The following is a 14,109-nucleotide window of genomic DNA, read 5'->3' on the forward strand; positions in this document are numbered from 1 at the left end:
AAGGTAGTCACGGGCACACACCACCGAAGGGGCGCTCATGTTTCATGGCGTTTTCGGTACACGGCGTAATACAAGACAGGAATCACCACCAAGGTCAGCATGGTGGACACGGCGATACCGAAGATCAGCGACACAGCCAGCCCGTTGAAGATCGGATCGTCGAGGATGAAGAAGGCGCCCATCATGGCGGCCAGGCCGGTCAAGGCGATGGGTTGTGCGCGCACCGCGGCCGACTGCACCACGGCTTGCGCGAACGGCACGCCGCGCGCCGTTTCCAGCTCGATGAAGTCCACCAGCAAGATCGAATTGCGCACGATGATGCCGGCCAGCGCGATCATGCCGATCATGGAGGTGGCGGTGTACTGCGCATGCATCAGGGCGTGGCCCGGCATCACGCCGATGATGGTCAGCGGGATCGGGGCCATGATGATCAGCGGCGTCATGTAGCTCTTGAACTGCGCCACGACCAGCAGGTAGATCAGGATCAACCCCACGCCATAGGCCGCACCCATGTCGCGAAAGGTCTCAAACGTGATCTGCCATTCGCCATCCCACTTCACCGCGTACTCGCGGTAGGGGTCTTTGGGCTGGCTGATCCAGTACTCGCCGAGTTCACCAGCGTTGGGCAGGGCGGCTTCTTTCATGTGGCTGCGTATGTCGGCCAGGCCATAGAGGGGCGAGTCCAGCTTGCCGGCCATGTCACCAAAGACGTAGGTCACGGGCAACATGTCTTTGGTGTAACGCGGCTGGTCGATCACGCCGCGCTCCACCGTCACCAGCTCGGACAGGGGAACCATGGCGCCATTGGCCGCCTTCATGGGCAGGGCCAGCAGGCTGTTCAACCCTACTTGTTTGTCCAGCGGCAGTTGCAGTCGCACCGGCACCGCGAACTTGGCCTGGCCATCGTGCAGGTAGGCGGCATCCGAACCAGACAATGCGGTGTAAACCGTTTGAGCAATCACCTGAACCGGGATGCCCAACGACTCGGCGCGCTGGCGCTGGATGCGCAGAAAGGCGCGCGGTGCGTGCTCTTTCAGCGTGGTGTCCACGCCCACGATGTCGGGTGTCTTCTTGAAGGCGTCTGCCACGCGCAAGGCGAGCTCGGCGCGTCCGGCCTGATCCGGCCCATACACCTCGGCCACGATGGGTGACATCACGGGCGGGCCGGGTGGCACTTCGACCACTTTGATGCGCGCGCCGTGCACGGCGGCAATCTTCTCCAGTTCGGGACGGTGACGCTGCGCGATGGCATGGCTCTTCTCGCTGCGTTGGTGCGAGTCGATCAGGTTGATCTGCAAATCACCACTTTCAGCCTCGGCACGCAGGTAGTACTGGCGCACCAGGCCGTTGAAAGTGATGGGGCTCGCCGTACCGGCATAGCCCTGCACGTTCGCCACCTCGGGTTGCGACGCGAGAAAAGCCGTCATGTCCTGCAGGGCAGCAGCCGTGTCTTCCAGCGGCGTGCCAGCGGGCATGTCGAGCACCACCTGGTACTCGCTCTTGTTGTCGAAGGGCAGCATCTTCAGCACCACCCACTGAACCATCGCGAGGCCCACGGAAAGCAGCAGCGCAACCAAGATGCCTGCCAGAAGAAGCCAGCGCTTGCGTGCGCTGGCCAGCAGTGGCGTGAGCGTGCGTGTGAAGAAGTTTTGCAGCGCGTGGGTGATCTTGCCGGGGCCATGCGCGGCGTGCCCATCCACTTTCGTGAGTTTGAGCGCGAGCCAGGGGGTGACGGTGAAAGCGATGGCCAGTGAGATCGCCATGCCCATGCTGGCGTTGATCGGGATCGGGCTCATGTAGGGGCCCATCAGGCCTGTCACAAACGCCATCGGCAGCAAGGCCGCGATCACGGTGAAGGTGGCCAGAATCGTGGGTCCGCCGACCTCATCGACCGCGCGCGGAATGATGATCGAGAGCGGCACATCGGGCGTGAGCTGGCGGTGTCGGTGGATGTTTTCCACCACCACGATGGCGTCGTCGACCAGGATGCCGATGGAGAAAATCAGTGCGAAAAGCGACACGCGGTTGAGTGTGAAGCCCCAGGCCCATGAGGCGAACAGGGTGGCGGTCAGCGTGAGAATCACGGCCGCACCAACGATCACGGCTTCGCGCCTGCCCAGCGCCAGACCCACCAGAATGATCACGCTGGCGGTGGCAAAAATCAGCTTCTGGATCAGCTTGTTGGCTTTCGCTGCGGCGGTTTCGCCGTAGTCGCGCGTGATGGACACTTCCACATCGTCCGGGATCACGGTGTTTTTCAAGGCATCGAGCCGCTGGCGCACACCGGCCGCCACATCGACTGCGTTTTCGCCGGGCTTCTTGGTCACGGTAATGGTCACCGCCGGGTGGTTCTGGCCCTTCTGGTCATCGAACGCTGCGTCGCCGGCGGCGCCCGGCGTGAACCACACATAGCGCTGCGGCAGTTGGGCACCGGCTTCGACCCGCGCCACTTCGCGCAGGTAAATCGGCCGGCCCTGGCTCACACCGACCACGATGTCGCCCACGTCCTGCGCGCTTTGCAGGAACTCGCCCGTCTCCACGCTGAGCATGCCGGGCTCGCCCGGTGCCGGGTTGGCGTTGACCACCGAACCCGAAGGCATGGCCTGGTTGGCCGATCCGATGGCGCCATAAAGGGCCTGCACGCTCACACCGCGCTCGCGCAGCTTGTTGGGCTCCAGCCAGACATTGACCGCGCGGCCGGGGCCGCCGATGGTGACCACTTCACGTGTGCCCTTGACCCGTTTGAGTTCGGTTTCCACCGAGTGGGCCACGCGCTCCAGATCCAGCGCGCTGCTGGCGTCTTTGGTCCACAGCGTGGCCGCGAGCACCGGCACATCGTCAATGCCTTTCGGTTTCACGATGGGGGTGAGCACACCCAGACCCGTAGGCAACCAGTCCTGGTTGGCGTTGAGCACGTCGTACAGGCGCACCAGTGCTTCCGTGCGCGGCACACCCACCTGGAATTGCACGGTGAGCACGGCCACGCCGGGGCGGGCCACGGAGTAGGTGTGTTCAATGCCCTGAATCTGGGACAGCACGTGTTCGGCGGGCGCAGCCACCATCTTTTCCACGTCTGCGCTCGATGCCCCGGGGAAGGGGATCAGCACATTGGCCATGGTCACATTGATCTGGGGCTCTTCTTCGCGCGGCGTCACCATCACGGCGAACAGGCCGAGCAGCAGGGCAACCAGCGCGAGCAGCGGCGTGATTGCGTTGCCCTGGAACATGCGCGCCACCGAACCCGAGAAGCCGAGCTTCTCCAGAGGTTGACCGTCGTCGATTTGGGGAGTGTGGCTCATGGCGAGCTCCTTAACGGGCTGCAGGCACGGCGCCGGCCAACCCTGCACGCACCGGATCCAGTGCCACGCGGTCACCTGCCTTCAGGCCTGCCAACACTTCGATTCCGTCTGCGCCGTTCGCGTTGCCGGTGCGCACAGCGCGCAAGGCAAATCCTTCGGGTTTGTCGCTGCCTTTGGAGGCAACCACATACACGGCTGTCAATTCGCCACGGCGCAGCACTGCCGACGCGGGCACCACGAGCCGGTCATTGGCGGCGGTCTGGCTCGCAGTGGTTCCAGCGAAACGCACCCGCACCTGCGTGCCGGGGGTTTGTTTTGCACCGTCATCGCGGGTCAGGTCCAGTCGCCATTCCACGGTCTGTGAAATGGGGTCGGCGGCAGGCAGACGCGTCTGGCTGGCTGGCACCACCCAGGTGCCGCTGTCAGGCAGTTGCACTTCCACGCGCTCGGCCGACTGCGCCATTGCCTGCTGTGACGCGGGCACATAGACCACAGCGCGTATCGGCTGCGGCGCATAAACGGTCAGCACGGGTGCACCCGGCATTGCCAAGGCGCCCGCTTCGGCATGGGTTTGCAGCACCCAGCCGTCGTACGGGGCGGTCAGGCGGGTGAAGCCCTGGGCCAAAGACGATTGCGTCTGGCCGGCGCGTGCGGCAGCCAGACCCGCTTGAGCGGCTTTCAGTTGCGATTGCGCGGTGTCCAGCGCCGCCTGCGCCACAAACCCCTTGGCGCGCAGATCGCGGGTGCGCTCGAACTGGGCCTGGGCGTTGGTGAGTTGCGCATCGGCCTGCGCCACGCCCGCCTGGGCCTGGGCCACACCGGCGCGGGTGGCGCGGTCATCGATCACGGCCAGCACCTGGCCGGCCTTCACCTGATCGCCCGCCTTGACGTTCAGCTCCGCAATGCGGCCACTGGCCTGGGCGGACAGGACACTCTGGCGCACGGCCTGCAAGCTGCCATCCAGCTCCAGTCCGGCGGTGACCGTTTGTGCGCCCACCTGGACCACGGGCACCTGGGGCGCTTCGGCTCTCGCCAGCGCGCTGTAGAACAACACGCCGAAGGTCAAGGCCAAGGCGGTCTTGATGGGATTTTTTGCGACTGAAAAAGACTGGGCAGACATGGTTGTGCTCCTATACCTGCCCAGTATATATGTATACCCCTGGGGGTACAAGGGCGAATTGCGTGATGTGTGGTTTTCGGGCCGCTCCCAGCGCCTGGGGCCTTTCCTTTCCGCAGAGCCGGACCCGGCGATCAAACCACCAAGAAAGGCACCCTTTGCGCGACCGCACACAGCAACTCGTAGGCAATCGTCCCGGCGGCTTCAGCCACCTCGTCCACGGGCAACACCGCGCCTGTGGAGGGCGATTCACCCCAGCAAATCACCTCTGCGCCGACCCCGACCGAGGCATCGAGGTGTGTGAGGTCGACCGTGACCATGTCCATGCTCACCCGCCCCACGATTCGGGTGCGAATGCCGTTGATCAATACCGGTGTGCCGGTTGGTGCGTGGCGCGGATAGCCATCGGCGTAGCCACAGGCAATCACGCCCACGCGCATTGGACCATCGGCCGTGAACGCCGAGCCGTACCCCACGGTGTCGCCGGCCTGCAGCGATTGCACGCCGATCACGCGGGTTGAAAGCGTCATGGCGGACGTCAGCCCCCATGTGGCAGCGGTGTTCTCCGGGTGGTCGGGCGCGCTGCCGTAGAGCGCAATGCCTTCGCGCACCCAGTCGGCCGCCAGGGTGGTGACTGCGCCTTCGCCACGCAATGGGCTGCCGGCGTGGCGCAGGATCGCCGCGCTGTTGCACAGCGTGCGCTCCCCCGGCAAGTCGGCTGTGACGGTTTCGAACGCCGCCACCTGGTGGGCGATGCCCCGGGGACCGTCGGCGTCGCTGAAGTGCGTCATGAGGGAAATCTCTTCCACCTGTGGCAAAGCGTTGAGCCGCGCCCAGGCGGCGCGAAAGGCGGTGGGCGCAAAGCCCAGCCTGTTCATGCCGCTGTTGAGCTTGAGAAAAACGCGGTGTGGCGCCTGCGTTTTATGGGCTGCCAGCCAGTCGAGCTGTTCGGTGCAATGCACCGTGTGCCAAAGACCCAGCCGCGAACACAACTCCAGATCGCGGGGCTCAAAGACGCCCTCGAGCATCAGTATCGGGCCACGCCAGTCCAGCGCGCGAATGCGCTGGGCTTCGTCGAAATCGAGCATGGCAAAGCCGTCGGCGCTGCGCAAACCCTCGAACGCGCGCTCGATGCCGTGACCATAGGCGTTGGCTTTGACCACGGCCCAAACCTTCGCGTCCGGTGCGCGCAGACGGGCCTGGTTCAGGTTGTGGCGCAGGGCGGCGGAGTGAACGGTGGCAAGAATCGGACGGGGCATGGTGGATCTTCTGAGGGTTGAAAGAACCGACGGCGGCTCAAAACGGTTCGGGTTTCTGCGAAGTGTGGGATCTGAGAGGCTTTAGGTATTACAGGCTGTCACAAATGGCGTGCTATAACCAGCATCCCTTGAGACCGTACGCCGAACTTTCGCACAAAACAGCCGCCTCAAGCCCAGCGCTTGGACCCTTGCGGCCTACAAAATCATCTGCATGAAGCGCGGCTTCTACACCATCATGACGGCGCAGTTTTTCAGCTCGCTGGCTGACAACGCGTTGTTTGTGGCCGCCATCGAGTTGTTGCGCAGCAATGGTGAGCCCAGGTGGCAGGCCGCAGCACTGGTTCCTCTTTTTGCCTTGTTTTACGTGCTGTTGGCGCCTTTTGTAGGGGCTTTTGCCGACGCCAAGCCCAAAGGGCAGGTCATGTTTCTCAGCAATGCCATCAAGGTGGTGGGTTGTTTGCTGATGCTTGTAGGTGTGCACCCACTTCTTGCCTACACATTGGTTGGTCTCGGTGCCGCTGCCTACTCTCCCGCCAAATACGGCATCTTGACCGAATTGCTTCCACCCTCCCAGCTGGTCAAGGCCAATGGCTGGATCGAAGGGTTGACGATTGCGTCCATTATTCTGGGTGTCCTGCTGGGCGGTCAGTTGGTCTCACCATGGGCAGCAAGCGCGCTGCTCGCCATCGATATTCCGGGTTTGCATACCGGCATCGATCACCCAGCCGAAGCCGCCATTGCGGCGCTGGTGATCATCTATGCACTGGCAGCCTGGTTCAATACCCGCATTCCCTTGTCGGGTGTCACACCACGGCCGATGCCGAAGAATCCGCTGGCGCTGCTGCCCGATTTCTGGCGCTGCAACATGCGGCTGTGGCGCGATCACCTGGGGCAGATCTCCCTCTCAACCACCACCCTGTTCTGGGGTGTGTCCGGCAACCTGCGCTACATCGTGCTGGCATGGGCCGGGGCCGCGCTGGGCTACTCCACCACACAAGCGTCCAGCCTGGTGGGTGTGGTGGCTCTGGGCACCGCGGTGGGAGCGGTGGTGGCTTCCATGCGCATGAAGCTCGATCAGGCCACACGCGTGATGCCGCTGGGCATTGCCATGGGTGTGCTGGTGATCTGCATGAATTTCATCGACAACGTGTGGGTTGCCGCGCCATTTCTTGTTTTGCTCGGTGGCCTGGGCGGCTTTCTGGTGGTGCCGATGAACGCCTTGTTGCAGCACCGGGGCCACAACCTGATGGGCGCGGGCCGCTCCATCGCGGTGCAGAACTTCAACGAGCAGGCTTGCATCCTGTTTCTGGGTGCGGCCTACAGCGCTTCCACGGCCGCCGGTGTGTCGTCCATGCTGGCCATCACGGCCTTCGGGTTGGTGGTGGGTGGTTTCATGTGGGTGATCATGAAATGGCACCAATACAACCTGCGCACCCATCCCCATGAACTGGAGCGCCTGATGGAGATCGCGCGCCGCGACGACCTTCACGGGTAGATTGGGCACCCCCCGCGCTGCGCTTTCAGCGCGTCACCCCCCAGGGGGCGATGCTGGCGGCCTGGCGAAGACAGTTCCGCGGCATTCTGGGTTAAGACACGCTCGCCGGAGAGTCATTTGCATGAATGAAATGCCGGGGGTATATGGAAGCGACACACGACGCGGCGTGTCTTACCCCAGAACGCCATTGACCGGCGCGGGGGGTCAAAAACCGACGTTGGTCTTTTCGAAGCCGTCGAGGCTGACGAGACGGTGTTGGGCCAGTATCCGGTACAGCTCGGATTCGGCCACCGAACGCGACAGGTAGGCGTCGCTGCCCGCCAGGCCGGCTTTGAGGCGGTCCATGCTGCCGGCAGTAGGCGCAAACATGACCACGACCGAGGTGGTGCCGTTGGCCAGTTTGCGCTGCTTGGCCGCTCGGCACACGGCGTAGGCATCGGGGGATCCATTGAGCCGGTCGATGACCACCAGGCGGTAGGCGTGCGCCTTGATCATGGCCACGGCTTGCTTGGCTTCGCGCGACCAGTCGATCGCGAAATCGTACTTTTTCAGGCGTTTGTGGAGAATGCGCCCCTCGACCAGGCTCTCGGCCACCAGCAACACGTCACCCCGGCGCACTTCCGGTACAGGCTTGCTGGCTTCTTCATTGGTCGAGCGGCCGCTTCGCGGACGCCGGCTCTGCGAAGAATGCGTGTCGGCTGCCATGGGCAGTTCTTCCAGACCGCCGAAGTTGGTGACGCCCATCACGCCCGGGCGTGAAGCCTGTGATTTTTCGATCTGGGCTGCGGGCGCCGCAGGCCTGGCTGGCATGGCGAGCACTGGCATCGGGGAAGGCGCCATGCGCCGCACCATGGGGCGGGTATTGGGAAACTCGGTTTCGGCACCGCGTCTGCTGGGCGGACTCTTCTTGGCAGGAGCCAGCGGCATGTGTGCGCTGGAATAGGGTTCGGTCGCGGCGAACCCGCGGTCGCCGCCTCGCTTGATGGGCGTGGCGGGCGCGTGTGCCGTCAAAGGGGTTGGGCCACTGGCGGGGGCCTTTCGCACGCCGACCAGTTCATCGAGCATGCCCAGAACCGCCACCAGCTTGATCGGTTTGCGCTGCAAGGGCCAGCCGGTGCCCCCGTCGTTTTGCCCCACGAGCAACACCTTGCCCGGCAACTCGGCATAGCGCACCAGATGCAGCGCCTGGGCGTTGTCGGCGTTGACGATCAGAAGCTGGGCATCGATCACTTCGTCCTGCACGGCATAGGCCGGAGGGCGACGGGCGGCCAAACGGAAAAACGACTCGAACGTCGCAGATTCGTTTTGTGCAAACCCGACCAGGGCCACTGTGTACGCGCTCACCATGCCATTGTCTCGCTGATACAAATGAGTTACCTATTTCATCGAAGTATGCCTGCTTTGTGACAACAGCTTCGAACAACAATGCGATATAGGTCACCAAACTGTGAGCAAAGTGTCAAGAAATGGGTGGTTCCGCTTTTGTGTGTCGCTTTCCGCCCTCTCGGGCGGACACCTGCCTGAGCATGTCGGCCAGGGTGCGCCCTGCCCGAGCCCCAAACCGGCGATCGGCTGGTGCGATCGAGCGAATGCGGTCAACCCGGAAGCTGCGAAAGTCGGACCGGTTTTCGCACCAGGCCGCAAGCGTCCAGACCGTTCCCCAATAGAAACATCCCAGAGGCCAGACCGCTCGTGTGGTGTGCTGATTGCGCAAGTCTTCGTAGTCGATCTGCAGCACCTCTCGCTTCTGCGTGGCTTCGCGCAGGGTCTGCAACTGACGCGCCACCGCCGGCTCCAGCCCACTGCCCGGCGCGACGATGGGCATGTGTTCGATTTCAGCGCGCATGGAGGCGGGCAAGACCGACATCACGCGTGACATCGCATCGCTGGCTGCCAGCGCCAGCGCAGGGTCCAGCCATTGGCTGGCCATCTGGGTGGCCATGGCCAGCGCGCGGGCCTCATCAAGCGTGAACATCAAAGGCGGCAAATCGAAACCCCGGCCGAGCCGGTAACCCACACCGGCCTCGCCTTCGATAGGCACGCCCTGGTGCTGCAAATCGGCCACGTCGCGGTACACCGTGCGCGGCGATACTTCCAGCCGCTCGGCAAGCCAGGCCGCGGTTGACAAACGCCGCCCGCGGATCAGTTGAACGATGGAAAAAAGTCGGTCAGCGCGGCGCATATGGGGAGGCTGTTCATCGTGATGAAAGAGTCACTTTGCCCTAGGGTTTGAATCGATGGTGGGACAGGCGGCGAGCCGTTCCGCAATTCACCGTGCATTCTGGCACCGGCGCTTACAGCCACGTTTGAATGATGCCCACCAGCGCCAATAGCAAAAGCGCCAAGGTGGGGACCATGGACAGCATGAACCCCAGGGTGCGCGTTGAAGGTTGGGCAACATAGGCGCGCCAGTATATGAAGCGACCGACCACATACACCACACCCAGGCCGCCCACCAGCCACTCAGGCCAGTACTTTCCAGCGATCAGCAGGCCCGCAAGCAAGGCGACCAACATCTCCATGGTGTTCATTTGCACCCGGTACATGCGCTCAAACCCATCATGGCCCGTCATGGCCGGGGCTTTGAGGCCGGAGTCCCGTCGAGCGCGGCCCGTCATGGCGCCAAAGAAGAAAAACTGCAACACGGCAGTCACGGAAACCAGTTCAACAAACGGCATTTTTCAACAACCTTCCCATGTGCAAATGCGGGTGCGTGCGGCGTGCACTCACCACCCAAAATGGCCGAACCGGACAGATCACCGCTTTGTCCCGCGGCCCCGGCGCCATGTTCTCAGAACATGGGCAAAGTCGATATGTGCGGTGCCTGGCCTGACCCAACACCGTGCCCGTGCGCCACAGGTCCCTCAACTGCACCCATGGCCCGGCCAATGCAACGCAGGTCAGCGCTTGAGACTTCGAACAAGCCGAAGCGGAACCGGTGGCCCCACCGCTGACGGTCTTCGACGAAATCCAGCGCATCAAGCAAGGGTGCGATGGGGGCCGGACGGGCCTCCACATAGCGCAGATCGAGACGGTGTGGCACGAAGCCGCCACCCATGTCGATGGCGTACGGCGCACCGGTTTGCACCACACCAAGGCTGACAAAGCTTTGCAAGCGGTCTTTGCCGCCCATGGTCCGGGCTGGCGCATAGCAGGCGACCCAGTCACCAGCCCGCAGTCGCCTCAGTGGCCCGGCTTTGCCGTGGCATACCTGCATGAAGCCTTGCTCACGGCCGTGCGAGGCGTGTTCAGCGCAGGCAACGGCGATCCAGCAGCGCGGCAAGGACATGTCGCTCGCGCGGGTGTCCAAGCCCATGGCCTTTGGGTCACAGCCTGGTTCAGTCCAGTGCATGCAGCCCCACGCGGTTGCCGTCGGGATCGGTGATGTGGGCGAAGAAGCCCATGCCGGGCGGCAGCGCCTGGCGCGGTTGTGCGAGCGCACCGCCTGCTGACACGACACGGGCCAGCACGGCATCCAGTGAAACGCCTGCGTTCAGGTACACCAGCGTGCCGCAACCTGGATGGGGGCTCTCTGTCACTGGCATGAGCGCACCGCTCACGCCTTCGCCCCGCGTATAGGGAAACACCGCCATGGCGTTGGGCCCCATGGCCTCGCGTTGCATGGTGCAACCCAGGATCGATTCGTAGAAGCGCTGGGCCCGATCGAGGTCGGTGACGGCAATTTCAAACCAGTTGATGGCGGTGTTCATGAGGGCTCCTTTGTGATGAAGACAGCATGGTGCGCCAGCCCTGCTGACACCGGTGTGTCAGCAGTCTGGAGCGACACCCCCCGCGCCTCCCCCCAAGGGGCGATGCGTGTGGCCCGATAAAGCCGGTTCCACCGCATCCCGGGCTGGATACATCTCACGCCAGAGAGGGTGGTTTTAATCCAGGGCACCAGCGGAACCGGCTTCCCCGGGCCGCCAGTGCCGCCCCCTGGGCGTGACGGCGATGCCGGCTCGGGGGGTAGCCTAAACCCAGCGCAGCAACCAGCCAGCCACCAGGGGAAGGGCCACCGCGCTGAACAGCGCCGAGAGCCCCATGGCAAGGCCCGCAAAGGCGCCCGATTCTTCGTTCACCTGAAAGGCGCGCGCCGTGCCGATGCCGTGAGCAGCGGTACCGAGGGCGAAGCCGCGAACGACGGGGTCGTGGATGCGCAGCGCGTCAAACAGCCAGCGCGCGCTGGCCGCGCCGAGGATGCCGGTGCAGACCACCAGGACCGCCGTGAGCGAAGGCAGGCCGCCAATCTTTTCTGCAATACCCATGGCCACGGGCGCGGTGACCGATTTGGGCGCCAGCGATGCCAGCGTGACTTTTGAGGCACCCAGGGCCCAGCCCACACCGATGGCGGTCACGGTCGCCGCCAGCGTGCCCACGACCAGGGCGCCGAGCATGGGCAGCCACAGGCGTTTGATGCGCGCGAGTTGCTCCATCAGTGGCACAGCCAGTGCCACCGTGGCGGGCCCGAGCAGGAAGTGCACAAACTGCGCCCCTTCGAAATAGGTGGCGTAGGGTGTGCCGGTGGCCCAGAGCAGGGTCCCCAGTGCGATGACCGACAGGCCCACCGGGTTGGCCAGCGAATGAAAGCCGCTGCGCCGATAGAGCAGGAAAGCGCCATGGTAGACCAGCAGGGTGACGGTCAGGCCGAGCAGTGGCGTGGTGGACAGGTATACCCAGACATCGGCCAGGCGCCCGACGTCCAGGGTGGGCAGCGGCAGGCCTTCGTTCATGGCGCGCTGCCGTCTTTGGGCGCGACCCGCTTCATCAGCCAGGCCATGGTGAGCGCCGCGCTGGCCAGTCCTACCCAGGTGCTGATCACCAAGGCCACACCAATGGCGAAGGCCTCATCGCCCAGGCGCTGCAAATGCAGCATCACGCCCACGCCGGCAGGTACAAACAGCAGGGAGAAATGTTGTAGCAGGGTTTGCGTGGTGGGTTTGATGGCCGTGAGCAACGAAGGCCGCAGCATCAGGGCCAGCAGCAGCGAGGCCATACCCACGACGGGCCCTGGAATCGGCAAGGCCAGCGTGCGCACCAGCGCCTCGCCAATGAGCTGGCAGACAAGCAGCGTGGCGAGTGCGGGAATCATCGCCGGCAAAGCCAAGCCTGCTCGCCCGGCACCACGTTCAGAGCAGTTCTTTGGGAATGTTGCCGCCGTTGGCTGCAATGTGGCCCAGCACGTTTTTGTGCAGCCACATGTTCATCTGGGCAGAGTCGGCCATTTTTTCATCAGGGCAGTACAACTCTTTGGCCAGTTCCTTGCGGGCGGTCAGGCTGCTGTCCAGGCCGAGCAACTTGAGCAGGTCGACGATGGAGGTTTTCCAGTTGAGCTTTTCCGGGTTGGCCGCGGCCTTTTCGGTCAGCAGAGCGACCACGTCGACCATGGTGATGGACTGCACCGCCGGGGCTGCGGCTGCCGCGGCGACGGGTGCTGCTGCTGCCGCTGGGGCTGCAGCAGGGGCTGCGGCTGGAGCAGGAGGCGTGATGACGGGCGCTGCAGCGGCCTCTTTCATGCCAAGCTTTTCAAGAATGTTGCTGAAGAAACCCATGATCAATCCTTTGGTGGCGTCAAAAAACAAAAAGCAGGAGCGGACGCTGACGACCCTGCGCTGCAAGCATATCGCCATTGCACCCAATCGGCGTGACGCTTGGCCGAATCAGGCCGTGCGCAGCACACCGCGGTGTGCACAAGTGCCTCAGGGTGTCAGGCCAGCGCGTCGTCCAGCAACTCGATCCAGTGGCGCACAGGGATTTCGGTGCCGCTTTGCAGGTGGGTAATGCAGCCGATGTTGGCGCTGGTGATCACCGCGGGCTTGAGTTCATTCAGGTGGCCCAGCTTGCGGTCGCGCAACTGGTAAGACAGCTCGGGGTTGAGCACCGAGTAGGTCCCGGCTGAGCCACAGCACAGATGGGCCTCGTTTTTCGCCACCATCACGGTGAAGCCCAGCGCGCCCAAGTGTTGCTCCACGCCACCTTTGAGCTGCTGGCCGTGCTGCAGCGTGCAGGGCGGGTGAAAACCCACCACCTTTTTTGCGTCCGGCGTCTTCGCCAGTTTGGGTTTGAGCACCGGCACCATCGCGGGCAACAACTCGCTCAAGTCTTTGGTGAGCCCGCTGATGCGCGCCGCCTTGGCGGCGTAGGCCGGGTCGTCGGCCAGGATGTGGCCGTATTCCTTGACCGTCACGCCGCAGCCAGACGCGTTCATCACGATGGCCTCGACACCGCTTTCAATGTGGGGCCACCAGGCGTCGATGTTGGCGCGCATCTCGGCCTTGCCGCCGTCCTGGTCGTTCAGGTGAAATTTCACCGCACCGCAACAGCCGGCCTTGGCGGCAACCACCGTCTGAATGCCGGCGGCGTCCAGCACGCGCGCCGTGGCTGTGTTGATGTTGGGCATCATCGCCGGCTGCACACAACCCGCGAGCATCAGCACCTTGCGCGCATGGGTCTGCGTGGGCCAGGCGCCCGCCTGTTGTTTGGCCGGGATCTTGTTTTTCAGAGCCGCCGGCATCAGCGGGCGCACCATCTGGCCCAGCTTCATGGCGGGGCCAAACAGAGGCGACGGCAAGCCTTCCTTGAGCAGCCAGCGCACCGCTTTTTCCGCGGCCGGGCGCGGCACCTTTTCGTCCACGATTTTGCGACCGATGTCGATCAGGTGGCCGTAGTCCACGCCACTGGGGCAGGTCGACTCGCAGTTGCGGCAGGTCAGGCAGCGGTCCAGGTGCATCTGCGTCTTGCGCGTGGGCACGGCCCCTTCGAGCACCTGCTTCATCAGGTAAATGCGCCCACGCGGCCCGTCGAGCTCGTCGCCCAGCAGCTGGTAGGTCGGGCAGGTGGCGGTGCAGAAACCGCAGTGCACACATTTGCGCAGAATGGCTTCGGCAGCCTGGCCATCGGCGCGGGCCTTGTATTCGGGGGAGAGGTTGGTTTGCATGAGGA

Annotated in this window: 13 protein-coding genes; 1 reads left to right on the forward strand and 12 read right to left on the reverse strand. The window is 63.9% G+C overall.

The genetic code is table 11. The annotated features are described in order from the left end of the window. Positions 1-35: 35 nt before the first annotated feature. The 3 genes from LPB072_RS01115 to alr all read right to left on the reverse strand — a co-directional run bounded on the left by LPB072_RS01115 (position 36) and on the right by alr (position 5,675). Positions 36-3,299, reverse strand: a complete 3,264-nt coding sequence (locus LPB072_RS01115) for an efflux RND transporter permease subunit (RefSeq protein WP_066095014.1) — start codon at positions 3,297-3,299, stop codon at positions 36-38. Between the two features lie 10 nt (positions 3,300-3,309). Beyond that, positions 3,310-4,419, reverse strand: coding sequence for an efflux RND transporter periplasmic adaptor subunit (locus tag LPB072_RS01120; RefSeq protein ID WP_066095016.1), 1,110 nt, complete (start codon positions 4,417-4,419; stop codon positions 3,310-3,312). A gap of 131 nt (positions 4,420-4,550) precedes the next feature. Continuing rightward, positions 4,551-5,675 carry an alanine racemase gene (alr, locus tag LPB072_RS01125; RefSeq protein WP_066095018.1) on the reverse strand — a complete coding sequence of 375 codons (1,125 nt, stop codon included), beginning with the start codon at positions 5,673-5,675 and terminating at the stop codon, positions 4,551-4,553. A 211-nt stretch (positions 5,676-5,886) separates the two neighbouring features. Here alr and lplT point away from each other — a divergent pair, with 211 nt between their 5' ends. Then, positions 5,887-7,170 carry a lysophospholipid transporter LplT gene (gene lplT / locus LPB072_RS01130; RefSeq protein ID WP_066095022.1) on the forward strand — a complete coding sequence of 428 codons (1,284 nt, stop codon included), beginning with the start codon at positions 5,887-5,889 and terminating at the stop codon, positions 7,168-7,170. A gap of 204 nt (positions 7,171-7,374) precedes the next feature. On the opposite strand, the gene LPB072_RS01135 is transcribed toward lplT, so the two are convergent. The 9 genes from LPB072_RS01135 to glcF all read right to left on the reverse strand — a co-directional run bounded on the left by LPB072_RS01135 (position 7,375) and on the right by glcF (position 14,104). Then, a complete protein-coding gene (locus tag LPB072_RS01135) occupies positions 7,375-8,514 on the reverse strand; it encodes a response regulator transcription factor (protein WP_157559214.1) in 1,140 nt (379 codons plus the stop codon). Positions 8,515-8,629: 115 nt separating this feature from the next. Beyond that, positions 8,630-9,352: a helix-turn-helix transcriptional regulator gene (locus LPB072_RS01140; protein ID WP_066095028.1), complete on the reverse strand. Its 723-nt coding sequence runs from the start codon at positions 9,350-9,352 to the stop codon at positions 8,630-8,632. Positions 9,353-9,464: 112 nt separating this feature from the next. Then, entirely contained in the window at positions 9,465-9,848 is a 384-nt protein-coding gene (locus tag LPB072_RS01145) for an MAPEG family protein (protein WP_066095031.1), read from the reverse strand. Positions 9,849-9,961: 113 nt separating this feature from the next. Continuing rightward, a complete protein-coding gene (locus tag LPB072_RS01150) occupies positions 9,962-10,486 on the reverse strand; it encodes an EVE domain-containing protein (RefSeq protein WP_066095034.1) in 525 nt (174 codons plus the stop codon). 22 nt (positions 10,487-10,508) lie between these two features. Next, a complete protein-coding gene (locus LPB072_RS01155; protein ID WP_066095037.1) occupies positions 10,509-10,880 on the reverse strand; it encodes a VOC family protein in 372 nt (123 codons plus the stop codon). A gap of 261 nt (positions 10,881-11,141) precedes the next feature. Beyond that, complete coding sequence (locus LPB072_RS01160) at positions 11,142-11,900, reverse strand: LrgB family protein (RefSeq protein ID WP_066095040.1); 759 nt, start codon at positions 11,898-11,900, stop codon at positions 11,142-11,144. After that, the gene (locus tag LPB072_RS01165) at positions 11,897-12,259 is read right to left on the reverse strand and encodes a CidA/LrgA family protein (protein WP_066095043.1); all 363 of its coding nucleotides are present in this window, start codon (positions 12,257-12,259) and stop codon (positions 11,897-11,899) included. Before LPB072_RS01165 ends, LPB072_RS01160 begins: the two co-directional genes overlap by 4 nt. A 37-nt stretch (positions 12,260-12,296) precedes the next feature. Next, positions 12,297-12,719, reverse strand: coding sequence for a DUF3597 domain-containing protein (locus tag LPB072_RS01170; RefSeq protein ID WP_066095432.1), 423 nt, complete (start codon positions 12,717-12,719; stop codon positions 12,297-12,299). Positions 12,720-12,874: 155 nt separating this feature from the next. Further along, positions 12,875-14,104: a glycolate oxidase subunit GlcF gene (gene glcF, locus LPB072_RS01175; RefSeq protein ID WP_066095046.1), complete on the reverse strand. Its 1,230-nt coding sequence runs from the start codon at positions 14,102-14,104 to the stop codon at positions 12,875-12,877. Between the last annotated feature and the right edge of the window lie 5 nt (positions 14,105-14,109).

The organism is Hydrogenophaga crassostreae, assembly GCF_001761385.1.
Taxonomy (GTDB): Bacteria; Pseudomonadota; Gammaproteobacteria; order Burkholderiales; family Burkholderiaceae_C; genus Hydrogenophaga; species Hydrogenophaga crassostreae.